This window comes from Haloferula sp. (genome assembly GCF_049672945.1).
Lineage (GTDB): Bacteria > Verrucomicrobiota > Verrucomicrobiia > Verrucomicrobiales > Akkermansiaceae > Haloferula.
In genome coordinates, this window is the sequence record NZ_JBATWY010000023.1 from 1 (window position 1) to 22965 (window position 22965).

29 protein-coding genes are annotated in these 22965 nt (G+C 58.8%); 15 read left to right on the forward strand and 14 right to left on the reverse strand.

The genetic code is table 11. The features are described 5' to 3' along the window. Positions 1 to 287 precede the first annotated feature (287 nt). Complete coding sequence (locus WBG04_RS01990; RefSeq protein WP_424312671.1) at positions 288 to 962, reverse strand: DUF4336 domain-containing protein; 675 nt, start codon at positions 960 to 962, stop codon at positions 288 to 290. A gap of 131 nt (positions 963 to 1093) precedes the next feature. Between WBG04_RS01990 and cyoE the strand changes: the two genes are divergently transcribed. The 5 genes from cyoE to hisD are packed head-to-tail and all read left to right on the forward strand — an operon-like array spanning position 1094 to position 5454. Continuing rightward, entirely contained in the window at positions 1094 to 2017 is a 924-nt protein-coding gene (gene cyoE, locus WBG04_RS01995) for a heme o synthase (RefSeq protein ID WP_424312672.1), read from the forward strand. 18 nt (positions 2018 to 2035) lie between these two features. Continuing rightward, entirely contained in the window at positions 2036 to 2845 is an 810-nt protein-coding gene (locus tag WBG04_RS02000; RefSeq protein ID WP_424312673.1) for an SCO family protein, read from the forward strand. Continuing rightward, on the forward strand, positions 2842 to 3552 hold the full coding sequence (locus WBG04_RS02005; RefSeq protein WP_424312674.1) for an SCO family protein: 711 nt from the start codon (positions 2842 to 2844) through the stop codon (positions 3550 to 3552). Before WBG04_RS02000 ends, WBG04_RS02005 begins: the two co-directional genes overlap by 4 nt. Continuing rightward, positions 3549 to 4112: a DUF420 domain-containing protein gene (locus tag WBG04_RS02010; RefSeq protein WP_424312675.1), complete on the forward strand. Its 564-nt coding sequence runs from the start codon at positions 3549 to 3551 to the stop codon at positions 4110 to 4112. The genes WBG04_RS02005 and WBG04_RS02010 overlap by 4 nt, the downstream gene beginning before the upstream one ends. A 52-nt stretch (positions 4113 to 4164) precedes the next feature. Then, positions 4165 to 5454: a histidinol dehydrogenase gene (gene hisD, locus WBG04_RS02015; protein ID WP_424312676.1), complete on the forward strand. Its 1290-nt coding sequence runs from the start codon at positions 4165 to 4167 to the stop codon at positions 5452 to 5454. Between the two features lie 151 nt (positions 5455 to 5605). Here hisD and tnpA read toward each other — a convergent pair whose 3' ends face one another. Both tnpA and WBG04_RS02025 read right to left on the reverse strand, forming a co-directional pair. Further along, positions 5606 to 6058 (reverse strand): IS200/IS605 family transposase, encoded by a 453-nt coding sequence (gene tnpA / locus WBG04_RS02020; protein ID WP_424312677.1) that lies wholly within the window; start codon positions 6056 to 6058, stop codon positions 5606 to 5608. Positions 6059 to 6405: 347 nt separating this feature from the next. Beyond that, positions 6406 to 7293, reverse strand: a complete 888-nt coding sequence (locus WBG04_RS02025) for a metal ABC transporter substrate-binding protein (RefSeq protein WP_424312678.1) — start codon at positions 7291 to 7293, stop codon at positions 6406 to 6408. A gap of 75 nt (positions 7294 to 7368) precedes the next feature. Here WBG04_RS02025 and WBG04_RS02030 point away from each other — a divergent pair, with 75 nt between their 5' ends. Genes WBG04_RS02030 through WBG04_RS02040 form a run of 3 tightly spaced genes read left to right on the forward strand, consistent with a single transcriptional unit; the run spans position 7369 to position 9575 of the window. Continuing rightward, entirely contained in the window at positions 7369 to 7932 is a 564-nt protein-coding gene (locus WBG04_RS02030) for a Maf family protein (RefSeq protein WP_424312679.1), read from the forward strand. A gap of 15 nt (positions 7933 to 7947) precedes the next feature. Further along, complete coding sequence (locus WBG04_RS02035; protein ID WP_424312680.1) at positions 7948 to 8910, forward strand: diacylglycerol/lipid kinase family protein; 963 nt, start codon at positions 7948 to 7950, stop codon at positions 8908 to 8910. Further along, positions 8907 to 9575 carry a SanA/YdcF family protein gene (locus tag WBG04_RS02040; protein ID WP_424312681.1) on the forward strand — a complete coding sequence of 223 codons (669 nt, stop codon included), beginning with the start codon at positions 8907 to 8909 and terminating at the stop codon, positions 9573 to 9575. The genes WBG04_RS02035 and WBG04_RS02040 overlap by 4 nt, the downstream gene beginning before the upstream one ends. 6 nt (positions 9576 to 9581) lie before the next feature. Here the strand turns inward: WBG04_RS02040 and thiS are convergent, their stop codons facing one another. Both thiS and thiH read right to left on the reverse strand, forming a co-directional pair. Beyond that, on the reverse strand, positions 9582 to 9785 hold the full coding sequence (gene thiS, locus WBG04_RS02045; RefSeq protein ID WP_424312682.1) for a sulfur carrier protein ThiS: 204 nt from the start codon (positions 9783 to 9785) through the stop codon (positions 9582 to 9584). Positions 9786 to 9790: 5 nt separating this feature from the next. Then, complete coding sequence (gene thiH / locus WBG04_RS02050) at positions 9791 to 10924, reverse strand: 2-iminoacetate synthase ThiH (protein WP_424312683.1); 1134 nt, start codon at positions 10922 to 10924, stop codon at positions 9791 to 9793. Between the two features lie 103 nt (positions 10925 to 11027). Between thiH and WBG04_RS02055 the strand changes: the two genes are divergently transcribed. From WBG04_RS02055 to WBG04_RS02075, 5 genes are all read left to right on the forward strand, one after another. After that, complete coding sequence (locus WBG04_RS02055; protein WP_424312684.1) at positions 11028 to 11861, forward strand: hypothetical protein; 834 nt, start codon at positions 11028 to 11030, stop codon at positions 11859 to 11861. 71 nt (positions 11862 to 11932) lie between these two features. Next, the gene (locus WBG04_RS02060) at positions 11933 to 12175 is read left to right on the forward strand and encodes an acyl carrier protein (RefSeq protein ID WP_424312685.1); all 243 of its coding nucleotides are present in this window, start codon (positions 11933 to 11935) and stop codon (positions 12173 to 12175) included. 94 nt (positions 12176 to 12269) lie between these two features. Beyond that, a complete protein-coding gene (locus tag WBG04_RS02065) occupies positions 12270 to 12806 on the forward strand; it encodes a hypothetical protein (protein WP_424312686.1) in 537 nt (178 codons plus the stop codon). Positions 12807 to 12820: 14 nt separating this feature from the next. Then, complete coding sequence (locus WBG04_RS02070; RefSeq protein ID WP_424312687.1) at positions 12821 to 13714, forward strand: LysM peptidoglycan-binding domain-containing protein; 894 nt, start codon at positions 12821 to 12823, stop codon at positions 13712 to 13714. Positions 13715 to 13743: 29 nt separating this feature from the next. Continuing rightward, complete coding sequence (locus WBG04_RS02075; protein ID WP_424312688.1) at positions 13744 to 14694, forward strand: acetyl-CoA carboxylase carboxyltransferase subunit alpha; 951 nt, start codon at positions 13744 to 13746, stop codon at positions 14692 to 14694. A gap of 100 nt (positions 14695 to 14794) precedes the next feature. Here WBG04_RS02075 and WBG04_RS02080 read toward each other — a convergent pair whose 3' ends face one another. After that, positions 14795 to 15307 (reverse strand): NUDIX hydrolase, encoded by a 513-nt coding sequence (locus WBG04_RS02080; protein ID WP_424312689.1) that lies wholly within the window; start codon positions 15305 to 15307, stop codon positions 14795 to 14797. Between the two features lie 59 nt (positions 15308 to 15366). On the opposite strand from WBG04_RS02080, the gene WBG04_RS02085 reads away from it, so the two are divergent. Further along, complete coding sequence (locus WBG04_RS02085; protein WP_424312690.1) at positions 15367 to 16536, forward strand: 3-dehydroquinate synthase; 1170 nt, start codon at positions 15367 to 15369, stop codon at positions 16534 to 16536. A 127-nt stretch (positions 16537 to 16663) separates the two neighbouring features. Here the strand turns inward: WBG04_RS02085 and WBG04_RS02090 are convergent, their stop codons facing one another. Genes WBG04_RS02090 through trpA form a run of 8 tightly spaced genes read right to left on the reverse strand, consistent with a single transcriptional unit; the run spans position 16664 to position 22258 of the window. Continuing rightward, positions 16664 to 17068, reverse strand: coding sequence for a peptide chain release factor family protein (locus WBG04_RS02090; RefSeq protein WP_424312691.1), 405 nt, complete (start codon positions 17066 to 17068; stop codon positions 16664 to 16666). Between the two features lie 24 nt (positions 17069 to 17092). Further along, positions 17093 to 17860: a 3-methyl-2-oxobutanoate hydroxymethyltransferase gene (gene panB, locus WBG04_RS02095; protein ID WP_424312692.1), complete on the reverse strand. Its 768-nt coding sequence runs from the start codon at positions 17858 to 17860 to the stop codon at positions 17093 to 17095. 44 nt (positions 17861 to 17904) lie between these two features. Continuing rightward, the gene (gene folK / locus WBG04_RS02100; RefSeq protein WP_424312693.1) at positions 17905 to 18414 is read right to left on the reverse strand and encodes a 2-amino-4-hydroxy-6-hydroxymethyldihydropteridine diphosphokinase; all 510 of its coding nucleotides are present in this window, start codon (positions 18412 to 18414) and stop codon (positions 17905 to 17907) included. Positions 18415 to 18444: 30 nt separating this feature from the next. Next, positions 18445 to 19182 (reverse strand): 4-hydroxy-tetrahydrodipicolinate reductase, encoded by a 738-nt coding sequence (gene dapB / locus WBG04_RS02105; RefSeq protein ID WP_424312694.1) that lies wholly within the window; start codon positions 19180 to 19182, stop codon positions 18445 to 18447. Between the two features lie 3 nt (positions 19183 to 19185). Next, complete coding sequence (dapA, locus tag WBG04_RS02110) at positions 19186 to 20070, reverse strand: 4-hydroxy-tetrahydrodipicolinate synthase (RefSeq protein ID WP_424312695.1); 885 nt, start codon at positions 20068 to 20070, stop codon at positions 19186 to 19188. A 58-nt stretch (positions 20071 to 20128) separates the two neighbouring features. Beyond that, entirely contained in the window at positions 20129 to 20599 is a 471-nt protein-coding gene (locus WBG04_RS02115; protein WP_424312696.1) for a TspO/MBR family protein, read from the reverse strand. 10 nt (positions 20600 to 20609) lie between these two features. Continuing rightward, on the reverse strand, positions 20610 to 21422 hold the full coding sequence (gene dapF / locus WBG04_RS02120) for a diaminopimelate epimerase (protein WP_424312697.1): 813 nt from the start codon (positions 21420 to 21422) through the stop codon (positions 20610 to 20612). Between the two features lie 41 nt (positions 21423 to 21463). Further along, complete coding sequence (trpA, locus tag WBG04_RS02125) at positions 21464 to 22258, reverse strand: tryptophan synthase subunit alpha (protein WP_424312698.1); 795 nt, start codon at positions 22256 to 22258, stop codon at positions 21464 to 21466. Between the two features lie 161 nt (positions 22259 to 22419). Between trpA and nuoB the strand changes: the two genes are divergently transcribed. Then, entirely contained in the window at positions 22420 to 22959 is a 540-nt protein-coding gene (gene nuoB, locus WBG04_RS02130; protein WP_424312732.1) for an NADH-quinone oxidoreductase subunit NuoB, read from the forward strand. The last annotated feature ends 6 nt before the right edge of the window (positions 22960 to 22965 follow it).

A 22965-nucleotide genomic window follows, 5' to 3' on the forward strand; every position in this document is an offset into this window, starting at 1 on the left:
CAATACGCATCTGGCGCTGGCTCGGGCAGGTGATCTCGATCTCGACGAAGGTCACGTCGGCGACGCACCACGGCTTGGGGATGGTTTTCTTGGCCATCCGGCCAGAATGGGCCGAAATCCGGGCGAAAGATAGGCTTCAGAAAGGGCGGCGTTTACCCCGCTTACCGTGGAATGAAGTCCACGGCTACCATGGGTCGTCCCGATGGGACGGAAACGGGTGCGGTGTAAGCCACTTGAGTCAACGGCTATCATGGGTCGTCTCGATGGGACGGAGAACTGTTATGCTGCTACAGGAAACCGAGTTCTTGGAACATCATGTGAGACTCATTTTTCCCGCCGGACTCGATGACCTGTCCGTGGCCGACGATGATGCGATCGAAGTCCCATGTCATGATTTGCTCAAGCGAACTCCTGAAGGCGGCTTTTTCCTTTATCGCTCCACGAAAGCGCTTCGACATGCCTGGAGCATGGTGGAAGCCGAGGGCGGGGTAGAGCAGGAGCTTCGTCCACAGGCTGGGGGCCTTCACGTAGTTGAAGATCAGGTCGGTGACGATCAAGGTCCGCGACGAGCGGTGCAGGAAAACGTATTCGCCGAAGGAGGGGACACCATCGATTATCAGGATGTCGATTTCTCCGGACCACTCAAGTGGAGCTTCGGCGAGGGATTGGACAGGGAGGCCAGATGGATTCTTGAAGCCGGGAGGGGCGTAGTAGGGGATTTCAGGAAAAGCGGACTGGCCTTCGCGGCTGAAGGTATCGTGATCCAGCATGGATTCGACCAGCCAGGAAGGGGTGCCCAGTTGTCGGATGGCCTTGGTGTCGGAGGTCGTGAAGGGTCCGGTCGAGTGGATGAGCAGATTTCCCGAGCTCAAGCGGATGACCGTGACATTGCGGATGATGTCGGCTCCGAAGACCCGGAGGGGGTAGGTCAGCAGCCAGATGTTTTCAGAGAGGTTCCGCATGGGTGGGGGTCTATTGAGCGGCAGTTCTTCCGAAGTGCAACGACGGTTTCCCGAAGAGCGGCATTTTCCGGGATCGGTCGATTTTCCGTGCGCGGATGGCGAATGCGCCTTTCCTTCGTGCGGGACGAACGATGAGCGATGAACCGACCAGCGAGAGCGAAGAGCTCGTGACCAATCCGGCGCCGGGTTTGCGCCAGGATTTGGCGGTGCTGACGAAGGTAAGGCTGAACGTGTTCGTGCTGATCACGACCTTTTTCGGGTTCCTGCTGGCTTCGAAGGGTCAGGACTTCGACCTGATGCTGCTGGTCCACACTTTGGTTGGCACGGCCGCGGCGGCTTTCGGTTCGGCGGCTTTTAATCAGCTGATGGAGGTGGATTTGGATGCGCGGATGAAGCGCACGGCGGACCGGCCCTTGCCCTCGCGGCGGATGGATCCGTTGCTGGCCTTTGGGGTGGGATGGATTCTCTCGGCGGCGGGTATCATCCACCTGGCGGTGAAAGTCGGGACCCTCCCGGCGGTGCTGGCGGCCGTGACGGTGGCGGTCTATGTGTTCATTTATACGCCGATGAAGCGGCTCAGCAGCGCCAACACGCTGGTCGGGGCCATCCCCGGGGCGATCCCGCCGGTGATGGGCTGGGTGGCGGTGCCGGGGCATGGCCTGGATCAGGGCGCTGCGTTTCTCTTTGCGCTGCTTTTCCTGTGGCAACTGCCGCACTTCGTGGCGATCAATTGGTTGTGCCGTGAGGAATATGAAGCGGCCGGCTACAAGATGTGGAGCGACGGGGATGTTTCGGGGCGACGGAGTGCGCTGCTGAGTGCGGTTTTCTCGTTGTTTTTGGCATTTCTGCCGCTTTGGCCATGGCTGAGCGGTCTGACGCCGGGTATTCCGGGTCACATCGCGCTTGGCGGAGGGGTGTTGTTGGGGCTGATCATGGCGGGGCTTTCGGGCCGCTTCATGCGGGATGGCGAGCGGACTTCTTTCCGCAAGCTGTTCTTGTTTACCTTGCTCTACCTACCTCTCGAGCTGGGATTACTTGCGTTTGCATGGAGGTAGTCTAGTTTCCGCCGCCCCATGAAGCGGTATCCTGCTGAAGACCTCGAACCGGCCGTTCGCGACCCGAAGAAACTGCGATTCACCGGGATCGTGCTGGTGGCCCTGATGCTCGTCAGCGGCTTCGGCATCCTGATCGCTTACAATCAATCAGCGAAGCGTCAGGCAGGGGACGATCGTCCGGCCCTGGGGCAGGGGCGCTTGGATAAGAATTTCCGCGTCTGGCGTCAGGATGAAGGCGAGGCCGGATTGCTGGATCTGGCGGGGGATGTGTTCGTGATTTCCCCGGTCAGCTTTGAACAGCCCGAGGGATGGAAGGAGACGCGGAAGGTTTTGGAGAAGCTGAAGGAGCGTTACGGGGATCGCGAGGATTTCCACATCGTGATGCTGACGGTCGATCCGGAGAACGAGCCTCCTGCCAAGCTGGCGGAGTATGCCAAGGAACTAGGTGCTGAGTTGCCGTTCTGGTGGCTGGCAGGAGCGAGTGAAGACAGCGTGCACAAGTTTCTCAAACGTCGTCTGAAGGCGCAGCTCGTTCCGCAGGAGAAGGATGGTACGTGGGAGTATGATCCTTCGCTGGTGTTGATTGATCGCGACCGCCATCTGCGGCAGGCCACGGTCCGCGCCAAGAACAAGGACGGCAAGGAATTGAACTTCCGCAATCCGGTTCCCTTCGATTTTGAACAAGCCGCCAAGTGGGATGCGGAAGGTCGTTCCGAGGGTTTGGAAAAGAGCAATGTCGAGACGCTCGAGGAGATGCTTTACGAAACAATCGACTACGTGCTCGAGCAACCGGCAGCCGATGAGCCTCCGCCCTCTAACAAGTCATGAATCGCAAAGCTCAAACCATTCTCATCTATTCTGCGGTCATCGTTCTTTCGGTGGCGATGCTGATCTTCTTCCGCGGACTTGGTGAACAGGTGCCGGAAGCGGAGTTGTCGTTGGTGTCGAATGCCGGCCGTGAGGAAATCGAGGAGATGTTCGAGATCGAGAAGGACATCGAGTTGACCAATCAGGATGGGGAAGCGGTGAAGCTCTCCGACATCAAGGGTGAGGTGACCTTGATTGCCCAGTTTTTTGCCGTCTGCCCGCATTGTGCGGTGCGCAACGGCAAGGAGTTGGTGGAGATCTACAAGCAGTTTGAAAGCGATCCGGATTTCAGGATCGTTTGCATCACGGTCGATCCCGAGACCGATCAGGTCGAGCAACTGAAGTCCTATGGCGAGGCGCTCGGTGCCGACTCGAAGAACTGGTGGTTCGTGCGGGCCGAGGGGGAGCAGGCGACTCACGACTATCTCGAGAACACGCTGAAGTTTTTCAAGATCAAGCGCTGGAGGAATCCGGTGGACATCGCCAGCAATGGGCGCTTTTCCCACGACATGGGATTCCTGCTGGTTGATCGGGATTTCAAGGTGATTGGCAAATGGCCTTTGGTATCGGCACGATCGGATGAAGCTGTGGAGCGTGATCCCGGACTCTACGGCCGGCTGAAGCTGGAGATGTATGATCGTATCCGAAAAGAACTCGATAAGCAATGAGTGAGGAACGTTCCGAGTGGTTGGCGAAGCCTGAAAACGAGGTGCTTTATCGCAAGCTCAGGGTGGTCGCCTGGGTGCTGACGGTCGTGGTGCTGGGTTTGGTGGCGGTGATGCAGAAGGTGCGCATTCCATTGCCTGAAGGCTGGGATACTTCGATGTTGCCGCCGTTTCATGCCGGGGTGAATGCCGCGGGAGCCGTCGTGCTGATTCTTGCGCTGGTGTTCATCAAGCAGGGCAAGGTTGCAGCTCATCGGGCGGCGATGCTGACGGCGATGGGCCTGTCGGTATTGTTTCTTCTTTCCTACGTCGCCTACCATATGACGAACGATCCGACCCGCTACACCGGCGAGGGTCCGATGCGGACGGTCTATTTCTTTCTGTTGATCACCCACATCATTTCGGCGGCGGTGAGTTTTCCGTTCATTCTCTTTACACTGGTTGCCGCGCTGACCAATCGCTTTGCGGCTCATCGACGGATGGCGCGCTGGGTGTTTCCGCTTTGGCTCTACGTCGCGATCACGGGGCCGGTGTGTTACCTGATGTTGCGGCCTTACTATTGAAGCTTGGCCGTGGACGGCAGGAAAGGCAGAGTCCGCGGAGTTTTCCCAACGTATGAAAGTTCTCAGCTATCGCGATTCCGGCTATGCCTCGTTCGTCAAGACCCTGAATCGCCGCGCGATTCCCGGCGATGATGTGCGGGACCTGGTTTCGGGGATCATCTCCGATGTCGCGGTTAGAGGTGACGAGGCGCTCTTCGACTATGCCAAGCGATTTGATCGGGTGGAGCTGACGTCAAAGCGTCTTTTCGTCAGCGAGGCTGAGTTCGCGGAGGCGAAGAAGGCCGTCTCTCCGGCGACGAAGAAGGCAGTGGCGGCAAGCTTGAAGAACATCACCGGGTTTGCGAAGCGCAGCTTGCGGAAAGACTGGTCATATCGGAATGCGGAAGGTGCACGCGTGGGCGAGCGCTTCACGCCATTTGATCGTGTGGGAGTCTATGTTCCCGGTGGGAAGGCACCGCTGGTATCGACGGCTTTGATGACGGCGGGCTTCGCCAAGGCGGCGAAGGTTCCGGAGATTCTCGGAGCGACGCCTTGTGGTCCGGATGGAAAGGTGAATGCAGCTTTGCTTTACGCTTTGTACGCATCCGGGGTGCGTGAAGTGATCAAGGTCGGGGGGGCACAGGCGATTGCGGCGATGGCTTTGGGAACGAAGTCGGTGCGTCCGGTCGACCGGGTCTTTGGGCCAGGAAACAAGTTTGTGGTCGAGGCGAAGCGACAGTTGGTCGGTGCGGTATCGATTGATCTGTTGCCGGGGCCGAGTGAGATCCTTGTGTTGGCCGACAAGATGGGGAATGCTGAGTTCATTGCCGCGGACCTACTGGCCCAGGCCGAGCACGGCGGGGACAGCGTGATTGGCTTCGTGAGTGATTCGAAGGCATTGATTGGAAGGGTCCGGAAAGCGATTGATCGGCAGTTGAAGACGCTTTCGCGGGCGGACTACATTCGTGAAGTGATCAAGAAGGAGACATTCGTTTTACATGTGAAATCGTTCGCCGATGGCGTGGCGATTTCGAATGATTTCGCGCCCGAGCACTTGTCGTTGATCTGTGCCGAAGAGAAAAGGTGGTTGCGCGAGATCCGCACGGCCGGGGCGATTTACGTCGGCAATTATTCGGCGGTTGCCGTCGGTGATTTCCTGGCCGGACCAAGTCACACCTTGCCGACGGGTGGCGGGGGACGTTCGTTCTCCGGATTGAGAGCGGATCAATTCCAACGCCGGACGAGTGTGGTGAAACTTGATGCCGGAGCGGTGAAGAAATCGCTGGCCTCGGTGGAAGAATTTGCTCGGATCGAAGGCCTCGACGCGCACGGGCGCTCGGTGAGCATCCGGGTGGAGGGTTGAGTCCGAGGTGGGGGTGAGTTGAGTCCGAGAGTTGGAGGAGCCGCCTCGTTGCCCCGTCGGGGCAGATCATGATAGCCGTGGGCTTCAGCCCACGGAGAGGGGATCGTTGTATTTCCGTCGCGTCGCGACGGTTCATGTCGTTCGACCCTCTTCAGCCAAACACATAGGCTTCATCAAAATCGACGCCGTGCTTTTCCAAGAAAGAGCGGTACTCATCTTCGAAAGTCTTGTGACGATGATGCTCGCGCTGATTGGCGATGTATTTGACGACATCGGGAATAGCGGAGGGGCTCACGGTGAAAGCGCTGTATCCATCTTGCCATGCGAAGTGGGCATTGGTGAGGTTTTCGGAATTGATCCACAAAGAGCTTCCGCCTTTGAGTTGCTTGATTGCTTCCGCGACGGCCATCGTCTTGGGGATTTCGATAAGGAGATGGACGTGGTTTTCAATGCCTCCGATACGGATGGCGTGGATCTTGTTTCGTTGGGCGATGCCGGCGAGATAGGCCCAGACTTTTGATTCGATCTTTTCGTGGATGATCGGTGATCGGTCTTTGGTGCTCCAAACGCAATGGTAGAGCAGGCGGGTGTAGGTGTTCGCCATGTCGACCGGGATGATGCGTCGCTACGCGACGCGGATCAAGAGGGGAAGTCGTCCGTGGGTTGAAACCCACGGCTATCATGGGGGGTCGCTACGCGACCTCGGTGGGGTGCACGTTGAGGTGGGGTGCGCGGTGAGTTGGGGTGCGCGTTGAGTTGGGGTGCGCGTTGAGTTGGGGTGCACGTTGAGTTGGGGTGCACGTTGAGTTGGGGTGCACGTTGAGGTGGGGTGCGCGGTGCTGCTGCGAAACAAAGTGGGTTGGTCTCAGCGGCGAGGTGGCTCCTTTGACGAGATGAGTCATCGCGGCTCGATTCGAACTGTATCGCAGTTGGTCCGCTATGCGGCTTTTCCTATTTCAGGGCTCCAACGATGGTGCGGACATTATGGCGCATCATGGACTCGTAGGAATCGGTGGTCGAGCCGTCGGCGTTGAGCGGGGGGGCGAGAGTGACGCCCGCTTCTTCTGTTAGAGCTGCGAGGGTCTTTGGGTTGGAGGCGGTTTCGGGGAAGATGACGGGGACCTTGGAGGCTTGGAGCTCGTTGATGAGCTTGGCGAGTGTGCGGGGATCCGGCATCTGCTCTCGGTTGATTCCGCTGACGGGGATGGCTTTGAAGCCGTAGTCGCGACAGAAGTAACCGAAGGCGGCGTGGGCAGTGGCAAGAATGCGGTTTTTCTGGGGAATCCGGGCGATTTCGCGACGAGTCCATCGCTCCAGTTCGTTGAGGGTTTCGCGATAGGCGAGGGCGTTGGATTGATAGACTTCCGCGCCTTCGGGATCGGCTTGGGAAAAGGCCTTGGCAGTAAGCGTGGTGGCCCGGCGGAAGTGATCGATCGAGTGCCACCAATGCGGATCGATGGCGTGATCGTGATGATCGTGATCCGGGTCGTTGCAGGCCCCTTCCATCGAAGGAAGCTGGTCACCGAGAATGACGAGCTCACTCGACGAGGGGATGATCGTCCGAAGATTGGCGAGGTAGCTTTCCAGGCCCATGCCGGAAGCGAGGAAAATGTCGACATCGCCCATTTCGCGTAGTTGCTCGGGGGCAGGCTCGAAATGGTGGGGGTCCGAATTTTTTCCGAGCAGATCGATCACGACGACGCGCTCGCCGCCGACCTGGCGGGCAAGGTCACCGAGAAGCGGATGCAGGCTGGCGACCCGCAGTTCAGCTGCGAAAAGCGTGGGGGCGAGAAGGAGAGAAATAAGGCAGGACCAGAAGCGCATGCAGGTAGAATGCATCTGATTTATACTATTGCAAGTGAATTGCGTTAATGAGGGGTTGCGGTGAGTCAATCCGGGGTCTAGATCGGGTCCATGAGGATTGTGCTCGCTTCGACATCGCCCCGGCGGCGGGAATTGCTGGTCCGGGAGGGTTTGAAGTTCGAGGTGATGGCTTCTCCCGCCGAGGAGCTGCATGATGAGAGCATGCCATTGGCGGAACTCTGCGAGAGGAATGCGGAATTGAAGGCTCTGGGCGTTCAGGTTCCGGATGCGGTGGTGATCGGGGCTGATACCCTCGTTTGGATCGATGGAGATCCGCTCGGCAAACCCGGCAGTCTGGATGAGGCGAGAGCGACTTTGAGACGACTAGCAGGGCGTTCCCACACGGTTTGCACCGGGGTTTGTCTGGTCTTTCCCGGAGGAAAGGTCGAGCGCTTCCACGAGCTGACGGAGGTTCGCTTCAAGGCATTCGGCGAAGAGGTGATCGAGGCCTATTTCGAAAAGGTGGATCCGCTGGACAAGGCGGGTGCCTACGGGATCCAGGAACATGGCGCGATGCTGGTGGAGGGCATTGAGGGGAGCTTCGACAATGTCATGGGACTGCCGGTATCCCTGCTGATGGAGCGGCTCAGTGCTTGCGGGATCGCTTCAGGATGAGTTGAATTGCCGCAGGTGATTCTCCCACGACGATACCCGGTTCTGTTCAACCCCAAGGCCCGCAGCCAGAGGGGGCGTCGGGCTTTGGAATTTCTGATGGACAATGCGGCGGGTCTGGCGCTTTACGCGACCCGTTCTGCAGAGGAGGCCGAAGCGCTTTCGCGTCGATTTGCCGAACAGGGTGAGGACATTGTGATCGCTGCCGGTGGTGATGGCACCCTCAATGCGGTGGTCAAGGGGCTTGCGGGCACGAGGACGGCGCTTGGCGTGTTGCCGACCGGGACGATGAATGTTTTCGCGCGCGAGCTGGGGATTCCGTATGACCATCTCGACCGCGCCTTTGAAGTGATTCTCGAGGGTCATGTTAGGGAAGTGGATTTGTTCGAAGCCAACGGAACGCCATTCGTGCAAATGGCGGGTGTGGGCTTTGATGCGGCGGTGATCGAGGAGACCACTTGGGAGAGCAAAAAGATGCTTGGTCCTTTGGCCTATCTTTTGTCGGCGGTAAAGGTGCTCGGCGAGCGGCCGCCATTGATGACGGTGAAGGCTGATGACGGTCGTGTGGAAGAGGGCGTGGCGGTGCTGGCTGGCAATGGCTCGCTCTATGGCGGTCAGTTCAAGCTCTTCCATAAGGCGGACAACAACGATAACAAACTGGATGTGCTGGTCTTCAAGGAGGCGGGCTACAAGCTGGTGCTGGATTCGCTGCGGGGCATCGCGCTTGGCGGTGTGGATTTCAGTAATTCGACGGTCGAGTACTTTCAGACGGAGTCGCTCGAGGTCACGGCTGACCGGATGGTGCCGTTGGAGGTTGATGGCGAGCTTGTGGGGCGTACCAGGCATGTGGTCTTCCGGGACGATCAGCCCGAGAGTCTGCGCGTGCTGGCGCCACGGGAGCCGATTGGAACGCGCTTCGAGGAGTCGCTCAAGGCGATGATGGCGTGGACGAAAAAGACCGTGGGAGGTCCGCCGACGTGAAGACTCCAGGTCGAGGAAAGAAGTTTTTGAAGCGTTTGGCGCTGACGCTGTTCACGCTAGTCTGTCTCGGAGTGGCGTTCATCGTTTGGGCGAATGTGGCTGCGGTGTTGGCAGGGGCTGGCAAACTCTACGACGATCCATCGCGTCTGCCGGATGGCGGGGTGATGCTGGTTTTCGGATGCGACGACCGGATCGATGGCCGGGAGAATCTCTATTTTCGCTACCGGATCGATGCTGCGGCCGAAGTATGGAAAGCGGGCAAGGCGCGCTGCGTGATTGTTTCCGGCGACAATCGCACGAAGTACTACAACGAGCCCAAGCGGATGCGGCAGGCCCTGATTGAAAAAGGGATACCAGCCGACAAGATCATCTGCGACTACGCCGGCCTTCGTACTTTGGATTCGGTGGTGCGCGCGAAGGAGATTTTTGGTGTCGAGAATGTGATTTTCATTTCTCAACGTTTCCAGAATGAACGCGCGTCCTATCTGGCGAAGGCCAAGGGGTTTGAGAGCTATTCAGGATTCAACGCGAAGGACGTGGAAGGCCAGGGAGGACTCAAAACGCGGCTGCGCGAGATTGGTGCCCGCGTCAAGATGTGGCTCGATGTGCGAGTGCTGGATACCCAGCCCAGGCACTTTGGGGAGAAGGTTCCGTTGCCGGAATAGGGAGGGTCAGCCGCCTGCCGCGATCATGACGATTTCCAGCTCGGAGCCATCGCTGATCGTCGTCTTGGAATAGTCGGCGGGCAGGACGGGATTGCGGTTCAATTCGATGACGACCGGCTTGCCGGCGAGACCGAGTTCGGCGAGCAGGGAATCGATTCGGAATTCGGTGGCATCGAAAGTCCGGGAGGTGCCGTTGATGGTGAGAGTCATGGAGGTCAGGAGCCGAGAATGGCTTCGTCCCAGTCTTTCCAGACGGGATCGAGGCCGCGTTGCTTGAGCATGGCGGCGACTTCTGCGGGGGAGCGCGAGTCGTCGATCTTGAATTGTTCGGTGGCGCGTTCACAGCCGGAGGCGTTCTCCATTTCCACACGGCGTCCTTTCACGGTGAGGTGGAGGTCGTCGTGACCGGCGCCGGTGTATCCTCCGGGTTCGGTCTTTGCGCCGGCAGACATCGTGGTGATGCCGAGTGGCGCGAGGGAGTCGCGGAGGCGGGCAGGTTCGCGGGTTGAAAGAACGATGCCGACCTGGGGAAAGCAGATGCGGAAGGCGGCGACGAGCTGGACGAGGGAGCGATCGGAAAGGAAGAGATCCGGATCCGGCTGATACTCGTAGTTTCCTGCGTAGGGGCGCATGCGCGGGAAGGCGATGGTGAACTGGGCTTTCCAGCAATGTCGGTAGAGATACTCCAAGTGAGCGGCGAGGGCCATGGCTTCATGGCGCCATTCGGCGAGGCCGAAGAGGGCACCGATGCCAATCCGCCGGAATCCGCCGGCATAGGCGCGTTCCGGGCAGTCGAGCCGCCAGTCGAAGTTTTTCTTCGGCCCGGCGGTGTGAAGCGTGGTGTAGGTCGGGCGATGGTAGGTTTCCTGATAGACGATCAGGCCTTCCGCGCCGTGTCCGACGATTTCGGCGTACTGGTCGTCCTCCATCGGGCCGACCTCAATGCCAAGGGTCGGGATGAAACCTTTAAGGGCATCGAGACATTCCTGAAGGTAGCCATCGGAAACGAATTTCGGGTGTTCGCCGGCAACCAGCAGGATGTTGCGGAAGCCAAGGGTGTGGAGGTGTTTGGCTTCCTGCACGACCTGAGCGACAGTCAAGGTGGTGCGCAGGATGGCGTTGTCGCGGGAGAATCCGCAGTATTTGCAGTTGTTGACGCACTCGTTTGAGAGGTAAAGCGGAGCGAAGAGCCTCATGGTGCGGCCGAAATGGTAGCGGGTGAGGCGTTGGGACTCGCGGGCGAGGTGCTCAAGCTGGGAATCGGAGGTGGGCTCGATCATCCTTCCGAAGCGCCTGAGGAGCGCGGACGGTTGGCTGAGGAGTTGGTCGAACTGTTCGGAAAAGGCCATCGGCGGCGGGAACTTGGACTAGCCGGCGGCCGAGGTCAAAAGCTGATGAGTGCCGTGAGGCTTGCCAAGGGGGCGATCGGCGGGTTTTCTTGAGTTCAAGCCCATGAACGAACCTGTCGTCTGCAAACCCACCCCCTGGTTTCTTCTGCGAGCCGCAGCGATGATCCTGATGTTCGGAGTCTTTGCCGTGCTTTTCTACAAAGACGGCAAGACAGGCTATCGTGAAGCGAATCTCTCCTACTACCTCTCCGAGTCATTCAAGAAGGCCGCCGAGGATTACACAGCCAGCGGGGCCGCGATGAGTCCGGAGGAGTGGAAAGCCTACGCAGCCGCGCAGGAAGTGTCCGTCCCGGAGGATGCCACACTGCTGCCTGAAGGCACGGCACTGCCGATCATGTGGCCTGAGATGCTTCAGGATCACGCCGCGATGGCAGAGAAAGGGGTGAGCAACCCGAAGGCTTATTTTGATACGTATCGGCAGGACACGGGTCTCGCAAAGAGTCCTCCTGAGAAGGCTTTCACGCAGAGGAAGATTCAGGAACAGTGGTGGGTCTTCGGGGTCTGCGTGATCCTGCTGGTGATTGCGCTGTTCTTCCTCCTTCGAACGCTGGGTCGGAAAATGGTGATCGATGGCGATACCTTTCAGCCCGCGGGTGGCAAAGCGGTGGCCATCAAGGATCTGGTGCGGCTTGATCTGAGGAAGTGGAGCGGCAAGGGTCTGGCAGTGGCGTGGGCGGACGATGGGTCCGGGGGCGAGCGGAAGATCCGGATCGATGGATTGACCTACGGCGGTTTCAAGGCTGAGGACGGAGAACCGGCGGAGAAACTGATGGAAGCCCTGAAGGCGAGATTTTCCGGGGAAATCATCGATTATGAAGCCGAAGAGGAAGAATCCGGGGAGAGCGCCGGCAAGGATGCCTCAGAACCCCGAGTTTAGAACTTTTTCGGGGTTGCCAAGATCCGGCTTCATCGCGTAAGCCCTTTTGCAGTTCCAACTAGAATTACACCATGTCTGACAAGAGCATCGAAGACCGCGTTAAGGACATCATCGTCGACCAGCTCGGCGTTAATGCCGACCAAGTGAATCCTGAGGCCAAATTCATCGAGGATCTCGGTGCTGACTCGCTGGACACGGTCGAGCTGGTGATGGCGTTCGAAGAAGAATTCGAAATCGAAGTGCCTGACGAAGAGGCCGAAAAGCTCCAGTCCGTCGGTGACGTGATCACCTACGTGACCAAGGCCAAGGGCTGATTCCAGTCATCTGAAATTTTTCAGTGGCGGGCGGGCTCCATCAAGGGTCCGCCCGTTTTCTTTGCACATTGGCGGTTATCATCGAACATGGCGCATGCATTCTCCTGACGACATTCAATACGCGATGGAGTCGACCCGGGTTCTGTTGGAGCCGGATCGACGGATCGATACCTTCGGGGAGACCCGGTTCGAGTTCCTGCTCTTGAGCGAATTGATGGACAGCGCCGGGAAGATCCGGATCCGCAGTGGGGAGGTCGAGGCTCTCAAGCCACAGATTGTCCGACCCGACGGATACTCGGAGATTGAGCTCGAGGGATTCACGGACAAGGCTCGCGAACGTTTTGACGCGATGGTTGAGAAAATGCGGGCCCAAGGTCAGGACCTAGCGTTCTTGAACTATGGATTCCGCTTCAAGCGGGGCCAGGTCAACGAGGAGATCGTCCATGATTCGCTGGAGGTCGTGCGAGATCGTGTCATGGAGGCCGAGCGCATCGCGGGAAACCCTGCCAAAGCGGTAATCGAAGGCGTGGATGACGCGTGGGAGGTATCGATCTTCAAGTTCAGTTTCGAGATGATCCTGAGATCTTGGGCGATCAACCGATTCGACTTCCAGAGACGCGGACTTCTCTAGATGATTGCTCCAGCATGAGCCTCTGGATGCTGATCAAAATCGTCGCGGGCCTGATGGTTCTCGGTGTGGTCGTGCTTACGGGAATGGTCGTCCGTCACGTGCGTTACGAGCCTGTGGGCGGGGTTCTCGGCGAAATGGTGCCGGTCCATGTTGAAGGCAAGCCACTGCTTGCGTTGCCGGAAGCCGATTCTGAACTGCCGGAGATTGATCCCGGAGCCAAAATTTTTGAGAAGGCGCGCGAACTGATTGCCATTGGTGATTTGCAGGGTGCGAGAGACAAGCTGAGGACGGTCGTCAGCATCTACCCTCGTTCCAAAGCTGCCAGCGAGGCGCGCAGGATTGTGGGTGAAATGAATCTGGATGAGCTGTTGTCGGCCGGCCGGATGACCAACAAGAAGGTCTACGTCGTCAAACGGGGGGATTCCTATTTGGGAATCGCTGCGAAGTTCGACACGAGCCTCGACATGATCATGCACCTCAATGGACTGATGGACTTGAAGTCGCTGCAGCCCGGGGACGAGTTGACCGTGATGCCGCTCGATTTCAAAGTGCTCATCGAACCTCAGAAGAAGGTGCTTTCGCTGTGGGATGAGGATCGATTTGTTCGTGAATACCCCCTTCTTGCGGTGGTGGGAGCTCCATCTGGAGATTTGAAGTCAAAGATCGATGGGAAGGGCGGGATGCTGGGAGATCGCCGGGTGCCTCCTTCCTCGTCCGACTACCGTGGTGCCATCAAGTTCTTCAGCATCGGGCGAGTGCCAGCGATGATCACCGCCCTGCCGGAGAAAGCATCGGTGGCCGAGGATGAGCTTGCTCAAGGCTTTTATCTGGCTCCTGCCGATGCCGAAGAATTGGCGCTTTTGCTCCGAGTGGGGAATGAGGTGGAATTCCGTTCCTCGACCCGCTAAATTCACGCCACGCCGACACTGATTTCCTGATGCAGCTCCTTGAATTTGAAAAACCCATTGCCGAACTCGAACGCGAGTTGGACAAGCTTCGGACCCAATCCGTTTCCCAGAACATCGACATGTCCTCGGAAATTGCCACCATGGAGGCCAAGGTCGCCGAGACGCGGCGACAGATTTACAAAAACCTGACTTCATGGCAGCGAGTACAGATTGCCCGTCATACCCAGCGGCCCTTCATGCTTGATTACCTGGCTCACTCATTCACCAACTTTTGTGAGTTGCACGGTGATCGGCGGATCGGCGATGATCACGCGATGCCCGGAGGCTTTGCCACGATCGGGGATCAGCGGGTGGTGGTCGTGGGGCACCAGAAGGGGCGGGACACGAAGGAGAATCTTAAACGGAATTTCGGCAGTGCCAACCCGGAGGGCTACCGCAAGGCGATGCGGCTGATGAAGCTTGCCGAGAAGTTCAAGTTGCCGGTGGTGTGCATGATCGATACGCCGGGCGCCTATCCCGGTATCGGCGCGGAGGAGCGGAACATTGCGGAAGCGATTGCCTACAACCTGCGTGAGATGATGTTGCTTCAGGTGCCGATTGTGGCCGTGGTACTTGGTGAAGGAGGATCCGGCGGAGCTCTCGGGATCGGAGTGGCGGACCGGGTGCTGATGCTTGAAAATTCCTACTACTCGGTGATTAGTCCGGAAGGTTGTGCGGCCATTCTGTGGAAGCACCGCAAGCATGCTCCGGAAGCCGCTGAAGCCATGAAATTGGCCGCACCCGACCTGTTGAAACTCGGCTTGATCGACGGCGTCATTCCGGAAGCCATGGGTGGGGCGCATCACGACCACGTGGCGACTGCGGCCTCGCTCAAGGAATCGGTGTTAGGTCAAATTGAAGAACTCTCGAAGCTCTCGGTGAAGAAAATGTTGGATCAGCGCTACGACAAGTTCCGGTCCTTTGGTGAGTGGAACGGTTGAGGCAGAAAAGGGCCATCATGCCCTGTGCTTGGTGCCTGGGCGTCGCTGTGAGGCGAGCTCCTTGAGTTGTCCGAAAGGGCGGGAGCGCCCTTGGTCCCTGCTAAAGACCCGCACACCAAAGGGCGGCGTGGATTTTGAAGTCCACTGCGAGCCCCTCGTCTTCCTTCTGTCTGAGCCAGGTTCTGAGCTCCGCTCGCGGCACGAGATGGATTTTGATCTCTTCCTCCCCCACACCGCCGCCAGCTTCACGCTTGTCTAGATCGGTGGCGAGAAAGAGATGGGTGAACTCGCTGGTCAAGCCAGCGGAGGTCGGTGAAACGATCAGGGTCTCGATCTTGCCGGCGTAGTATCCGGTTTCCTCGAGCAGTTCGCGGTGAGCGGTGGCGGCAATCGCTTCGCCGCGGTGCTCGTCCTCATCGCCCACCAGTCCTGCAGGAATTTCGATCACCGGACGCTGGACCGGGACGCGGAATTGTTCGATGAGAACGACCTCGTCTTCGCGCGTAATGGCGAGGACTCCGACCGAGGATTCGGCATTGGGACGCCGGACAAAGTCCCACCGTCCGATGCGGTAAACTCCGAGCCAGCGGGTTTCAAAGAGAGTTTCGGTCATTGAATGCTAAGAATCATTGGTCGATCTGCGTAGAACGGGGCATACTGCCACCTAACGAGATGCCCCGCCACGATTTCCTGATTCCGCTGAATTTCAAGCACCGCGTGTGTTTTACACGCGATGCCTTTTCGTCGGACAATTCATTGCTGGCCGAACTGTTGGAAGAAGGAGGAGGGCGCCGGGTGCTCGTGCTTGTGGAAGAAGCGGTGGTTGATTTGTGGCCGAAGCTCGCCTCGGAGATCGAAGGCTATTTTGCCGATCTGGGATTTGATTGGCGTGGAATCAGGGTTCTGAAGGGGGGTGAGACGGTGAAAAATGGCGACGAGTTGGTGGAAGCTGTTTGGCACACGATCGATGAAGAACACATCGACCGGCATTCGTACGTGATCACGATTGGTGGCGGAGCTTTTCTGGATGCCACGGGCTTCGCGCTGGCGACGGCTCATCGCGGGGTTCGTCTTGTTCGTTTTCCGACGACGACGCTTTCCCAGGATGACAGCGGAGTGGGGGTAAAGTGCGCCGTCAATCGCTTTGGCAAGAAGAACTGGGTCGGTGCCTTTGCGGTGCCGTTCGCGGTGGTGAATGATTTTCAGTTTTTGCACAGTCAGGATGAGGAAACGCGACGGGCTGGTCTGATCGAGGCGGTGAAGGTGGCGCTGGTGAAGGATGACGAATTCTTCCAATGGATTTCGATGAACATGGAGGCTCTGGCCGAACTCAAGCCGGAGGTGTTAGAGGAATGTGTCGAGCGCTCGGCGCTGCAACATGCCAAGCATATTGCGGAAGGGGGCGACCCTTTCGAATCGGGGAGCAGCCGTCCGCTTGATTTCGGACATTGGGCGGCCCACAAGCTCGAGCAGTTGAGTGGTTTTTCCCTGAGCCATGCCCATGCGGTTGCGGTCGGGCTGGCCTTGGATACCCTTTACTCGGCGAAGTGTGGCCTGCTGCGCGAGTGTGACGCGGAGCGGGTGATCGATGTGATCGAAATGCTGAAATTGCCGCTTTGGCACGAGGCCCTGGATCTGCGTGATGAAGACGGTCGCCGCCGGATTCACGAGGGACTCGAGGAATTTCGGGAGCACCTCGGTGGTGAGCTAACGGTCTTGCTGCTTCGAGAACTCGGTCGTGGTCAGGATGTCCACCACCTCGATGAAGGCTTGGTCGATTCCTGCTTGGATGAGCTGAGGAGACGCTATGCAGTTGTGAAGAAGGCGGAAGGGCGCTGTTGAGGAAATAGGGAGACGGACTTTGGAAGTCCGTTGTTGGGCCCATAAGGACTCTCGATGCCCAAGGCCTTCCCTGAAAGGATAGTGCCTTTTGGTGGGACCAAAGGAGTTGCAAACTCCTTCTCCATATTCAGTCGTCGCGGCCGGGAGAGCGGCGGAGGTTTTTCTTGTTAGAGAGGATGCGCTTGTCGGCGACAGAGCGCTGTTTGGAGCGTCGGGAGCGACGGCGCTTTTGACGACGCACTTTTTCCATCTCCTGCTGACGTTTGGAGGCTTTGCCGAGGCGGATTTCGTCGAAAGCATCACAGAGGTCACGGCGGGCCTGATAGCGATTCATCTCGCGGGAGCGAGACGATTGATTTTTGACTTCGATGCCGCTGGGCTCGTGCTTGAGATAGACGCAAGAGTGGGTCTTGTTGATTTTCTGACCGCCTGCCCCGGAGCCGAGAATAAACTTCTCGATCAGATCGGCTTCGAGGATGCCGAGCTTTGCCATGCGTTCATCGAGCGCGGCCTGTTTTTCGGGACTCACCATTTGTGATGTTGGGAAGCGTCAAGTTCAAGGCTTCTGGATTCGATTTCTGTAGGCGGTGACCGCTTGCGTGATGCTTGAGGAGAGATCGGCTTCGGGTTGGGCAAATGGGGGGACGAACCAGGGGTAGCTGCCTAACAGGTCGGTGATGACGGCGACTTCTCCGTCGCAACTCTCGCCGCCGCTGCCAATACCGATGGTGGGAACGCTGAGTTCGGCAGTGAGATGGCGCGCGACTTCCGGGATGACGCTTTCGAGCACGATGGCGAAGACGCCGGCTTCGACCAGAGCGTTGGCTCCCTCGAGCAGGGCGCTCGCTTGTTCGGGAGTTTTTCCTTTCTTCCTGTAGCCGCCTTCTTCGAGGACACGTTGAGGAAGCATGCCGATGTGGCCGCAGACGGGAATGCCCATCGTGGTGATGGCATGGACCTTTTCCGCCTGCCGGATGCCGCCTTCGAGTTTTACCGCTTCGGCGCCGGCATCGATGAGTCGTCTGGCATTGTCCAATGCCATGGCGGGGGTGTCGTAGCTGTTGATCGGGAGGTCGGCGACGACGATGGCTTTCGTCTTCGCGCGGGCAACCGCCGCGGTGTGGTGGAGCATGTCCTCCATCGTGACGTGGGTGGTATCGGGAAAGCCGAGGACAACCATGCCCAGCGAGTCGCCGACAAGCAGCAGATCGACCCCCGCTTCGTCCAGGAGTCTGGCGGTCGGGTAGTCGTAGGCTGTCAGGGTCGCGAGGCGTTTGCCGTTCTTCCGCTGAAGGATGGCTTGGGCTTTTTCGAGGCCGGTCACGGGAGGAACATCAGGTTTGGGAAGGCAGGTGACAAGTCAGGTGACTACCAGGCTCCCTGGACGAGTGCCAGAGGGGGCTCATCGGTATCGAGATGCGAGAGGTGCTCGGCGATGGTGACGCCGTCTCCCGGAAGGATGAGTTCGGGCCGGATGTCGGCCAGCGGTTGAAGGACGAAGCGGCGGGAAGTGAGGCGGGGATGGGGGAGTTCGAGCAAGCCGCCGGTCTCGGTGGCCTCGCCGAGGTAGAGGATGTCCAGATCGACGACTCTCGGGGCGTTCCTTTCCGTGCCTGGAAGGCGGCCAAGGTGGAATTCGATGGCTTGGGTGGCATCGAGGAGTTCGTGCGGGGTTCCGGCGTAGCTGATCTCAAGCACGGTGTTGTAGAAGTCGGGGGAGCCTTCGGGACAGGCGACCGGAGCCGTCTGATAGATTGGTGCCTGAAGGAGATCTCCATTCGGCGCGCTGAGCTTCTTCAAGAGCTCCCGCGCGGCCCGGAGGTTCTGCAGGCGATCGCCGAGATTGGAACCGAGGGCGATGGCGGCACGTTCGGTCATCAGTGGGAGGGGACAGCGAAACCGCGTTCGCTATTTCAAATCGAGAACGTCCTGCATGTCGTAAAGACCGGCAGGCTGGTCCGCGAGCCAGATGGCCGCCCGGACTGCTCCCGATGCAAAGGTCATGCGTGAGGAGGCCTTGTGGGTGAGTTCGACCCGTTCGCCATCGGCAGCGAACATGACGGTGTGATCGCCGACGACATCGCCACCGCGCAAGGTGTGCATGCCGATTTCGCGCTGGGGGCGGGCACCGGTGATCCCGAAGCGACCGTGTTTGACATCCTTCTCGTAACTCGTGGCGGTTTCTTCGTTGAGGATTTCAAGAAGACGCCGGGCGGTTCCGGAAGGGGCGTCGATCTTGTGGCGGTGATGCATTTCGGTGACCTCGATGTCGAAAGTCTCCTGTTTGAGGACCTTGGCCGCCTTGCGGGTGAGCCAGAAGAGGGTGTTGACTCCGACCGAGTAGTTGGGGGCAAAGACGATCGGTAGCGACTTCGAGGCTTTGAAGATCGTGTCCCGTTCTTCAACGGTGTGTCCCGTCGTGCCGATCACGAGTCGCGTGCCCTGTTTGAGAGCTTCTTCGACCAGCTCCGCGGTGAAGGAGTGAATGGTGAAATCGATGACGGTGTCGGCCTTGGCCATGGCCGCGACGAGGTCTTCGCCGGCGTCGTGCGTGGAAGCGACTTCGGTATCAGGATTCGCATTGACGGCTTCAATGACCGCTTGGCCCATACGGCCGGATTTTCCGGTGACGAGGATTCGGTTCATGGCTCAGGACAGGAGGGAAAACTCTTCGAGCAGCTGGCGGAGGGAATCGCTTTGCTCAGGATTGAGGGGAACCAGCGGCAGGCGGATTTCGTTGGAGCAGTGACCTTGCATGGCGACCGCTTCCTTGATCGGGACGGGATTCACTTCGAGCGACATCAAGCCGCGGAAGAGCGGGTAGTACTGCTTCTGGATGACGAAGGCTTCATCATACGAGCCATTGAGGCAGGCGCGAACGAGGCGGGCCATGACGTCGGGAATGATGTTGCCGGCCACCGAGACCAGACCGGTCGCGCCGCAGGCCATGAAGGGCAGCGTGAGCGGATCGTCGCCGGAAAGAATGGCGAAGTTCTCGGGGAGGGCCTGGACGAGCTGGTTGACTCGATCGACCGAACCGCCGGCTTCCTTGATGGCGGTGATGTTGGGGCAATCGGCGGCGAGTCGGGCTGCGGTTTCAATCGCAATCTCAATCACCGAGCGGCCGGGGATGCTGTAGAGCATGATCGGCAATTCGGTTTGCTCGGCGATGGCTTTGAAATGCTGATAGAGGCCTTCCTGAGACGGCTTGTTGTAGTATGGGCAGACCTGCAGCGAACTGGTCGCCCCAGCCTGTTCAGCCGCCTTGGTGAGTTCGATGGCTTCGGAAGTGGAGTTGGCCCCGGTTCCGGCCACCACCTGACATCGACGGGCGGCATATTCGACCGCGAGCTTGATGACTTCGATATGCTCGGCGCCGTTCAGGGTCGGAGACTCGCCGGTGGTGCCGACAGGAACGATTCCATCAACGCCTGCCGCAATCTGGCGTTCGATCAGTGCCTGAAAGGCCGGGCGATCGACTTCGCCATTGCGGAAGGGGGTGATGAGGGCGGTGTAGGTGCCTCGGAAGCTCATGAGGGCGGGAGGATGTACGTCACGGCGCGTTTGTCCAATCCTGCTTTCCCGCTTTCCTTCAGTTCAGGGCGAGGAAACCTGCATTCAAATAGGTCGCGTAGCTGACCCAGATCAGGTAGGGAATCAGGAGCTTGGCGGCGGTTGCATCGACCTTCAAAAATCGGCGAATCGTCAGCAGGATGAGGACCCACAGGCTGATGATGATCAGCAGTGCTGGGAGAATCTGTTGAGCACCGAAGAAGACGGGCGTCCAGCTGAGATTGAGGAGCATCTGGATGACGAACAGGCGAATCGCAGCCGCGCGGTGGGGCGTGCCGGCGGCTTGATGCCAGACGAGCGCGAAAGCGGCACCCATCAGCGCGTAAAGAACCGTCCAAACCGGACCAAAGACCCAGCCGGGCGGAGTGCCGGGTGGTCGATTGAGTGCTTGATACCAGGAACGGTCAGAGGCTTGTCCGAGAATCCCGCTCAGCGATCCGAGCAGGATGACGACCAACGCGCTGATCAGGATCCTGAGCCACAGTTTCATTCTGGCCGCTTCAAATTTCGATATCGCCTTCGAAGACGAAATCGGCCGGGCCGGTGAGGGTGACGTTTCTAAAACTGTGGTCACCGTCTTTCTCGAATCCAATCTCGAGCGTGTCGCCGCCCTTCACGTCGACTTTGATCGGTGAAGGAGCGCCGGTCAGCAGGTGATGGAAAAGGGCGCAGGCCACCATGCCGGTGCCACAGGCGAGGGTTTCATCTTCGACGCCGCGCTCATAGGTCCGAATCGCGATGTGATCGGGTGCTAGCACGCTCGCGAAATTCGCGTTGGTTCCGGATGGGGCAAAGGCTTCGTGGTGGCGGATCGCCGCGCCATGTTTGAGGACATCGGTGCCAGCCAGATCATCGACGAAGGCGACGACGTGCGGCACGCCGGTATTCAGCGAGCGCAGGGTTGAGTCGAGCCCGGGAACCGTGGCACCCGTATTGAGCTTCAGATCGAACGGGTCGGACATCGCGATGCGGATGTTGTCGTCCACCATCTCGGCAGCGAGGACGCCGGCGATGGTTTCAAAGCTGACCGATTCGTGTTCCTCCTCGAGGAGGGCGGAGGTGAAGCGACCGAAGCAGCGGGCGCCGTTGCCACACATTTCCGCCTCGCCACCGTCGGCGTTGTAATAGCGGAACTTGAAGTCGGCTCCCTGCTCGGCCGGTTCGACCGCGAGCAGGCCGTCCGCTCCGACGCCCCGGTGGCGATCGCAGAGATGCTCGATCTGATCCTGCGAGAGGTTCAGGGAAAGGTCACGATTATCGATGACAACGAAGTCGTTGCCGGCACCGTTCATCTTGTAGAAATGGAGGAGCATGGGGAAAATCTAGTGCTGGATGCTTAAAGTTCAAATGGGGGTCAAGCGGACTTGCAGGCTTCGATGAGCGGCGTGGTGAATTCGCGGACTGCTTCGGCGGCGCGTTCCGGATGGAGTTCGATCTGCTTGACGATGGCGGAGCCGACGATGATGCCGTCGCCTGCCTGGGCGACCATTCTGGCCTGTTCCGGGGTGGTGATTCCGAAGCCGACGCAGATTGGGGTCTTGGTGTGAGGGGTGATGCGTGCGACTTGCGATGCGATGTCCTGCGATGGCGCTCCATGACCTCCGGTAACTCCAGTACGAGAAAGGGCGTAGATAAAACCTTCGGCATCTCCGGCGAGAAGGGGGACGCGGGCGTCGGGAGTGGTCGGAGCGATCAGGCGGATGTGCTTGAGACCTTCGCCTTTCGCGAGGTCGGCATTGAGCTTGGCTTCATCCGGCGGCAGGTCGAGGAGCAGGATGCCATCGGCTCCTGCGGCGGCGGCATCGGCGTGAAACTTTTCGAATCCGTAGGTGAAGATCGGATTGAGATAGGTGAAGAGCACGATTGGAGTTTCGTGGGTCTTGCGGAATTCCCGGATCAGATCAAGCGAGCGTGGGGTGCTCATGCCTGCCTTGAGCGCGCGTTCGGCAGCCATCTGGTTGACGATGCCGTCGGCCAGCGGATCGGAGAAGGGCAGTCCAAGTTCGATAACGTCGGCACCGGCGTCGGCAAGGCCTTGGATGATTTTCAGGGACTCGTCGAAATTCGGGTCTCCGGCGGCGACGTAGGCAACAAAAGCCTTCTTTCCTTCGCTGCGGAGACGATCAAATGCGGCATCGATGCGGTTCATGGGCGGCGGGACTTTCCTCATGATGGGCCGGAGAGGCAAGGTCGGTGTGGGTTCGGCCCCGATTTCGATGAAATTCCGGCTCTTGTCAGATGTCCGCTTGTGAAAACTTTCACAAACGGCTTGAGGCTGGGGCCGGGGATGCCATCTTGCGCCCGTTCCCTATGGTCACCGACAACACTTCAACCGCCCACGCGGCCTACGATTCGAAGATCGAAGGCAATGTGATCGTCACTCGCGTCGATGCCGCGATGAACTGGATGCGCAAGAATTCGATGTGGCCGATGCCCATGGGCCTTGCCTGCTGCGCGATCGAGATGATGGCCTCAGCTTGTTCCCGTTTCGATCTATCCCGCTTCGGCATGGAGGTGATGCGATTTTCTCCCCGTCAGGCGGACGTGATGATCGTTTCCGGGACAGTGACTTACAAGATGGCGCTGGCGGTGAAGCGGGTCTGGGATCAGATGCCTGAGCCGAAATGGTGCATCGCGATGGGTGCCTGCGCCTCGAGCGGAGGCATGTATCGCAGCTATGCGGTGCTGCAGGGGATTGATCACTTGATCCCCGTTGATGTCTACATTTCCGGATGCCCGCCACGGCCCGAGGCGCTGATCGCCGGTCTGTTGAAGCTTCAGGACGAAGTTGACAAAGTGCCTGCCCTTGAAAACCAGAAGAAGGAATTCTTCGAAGAACTTTCCTCCTGAATCACG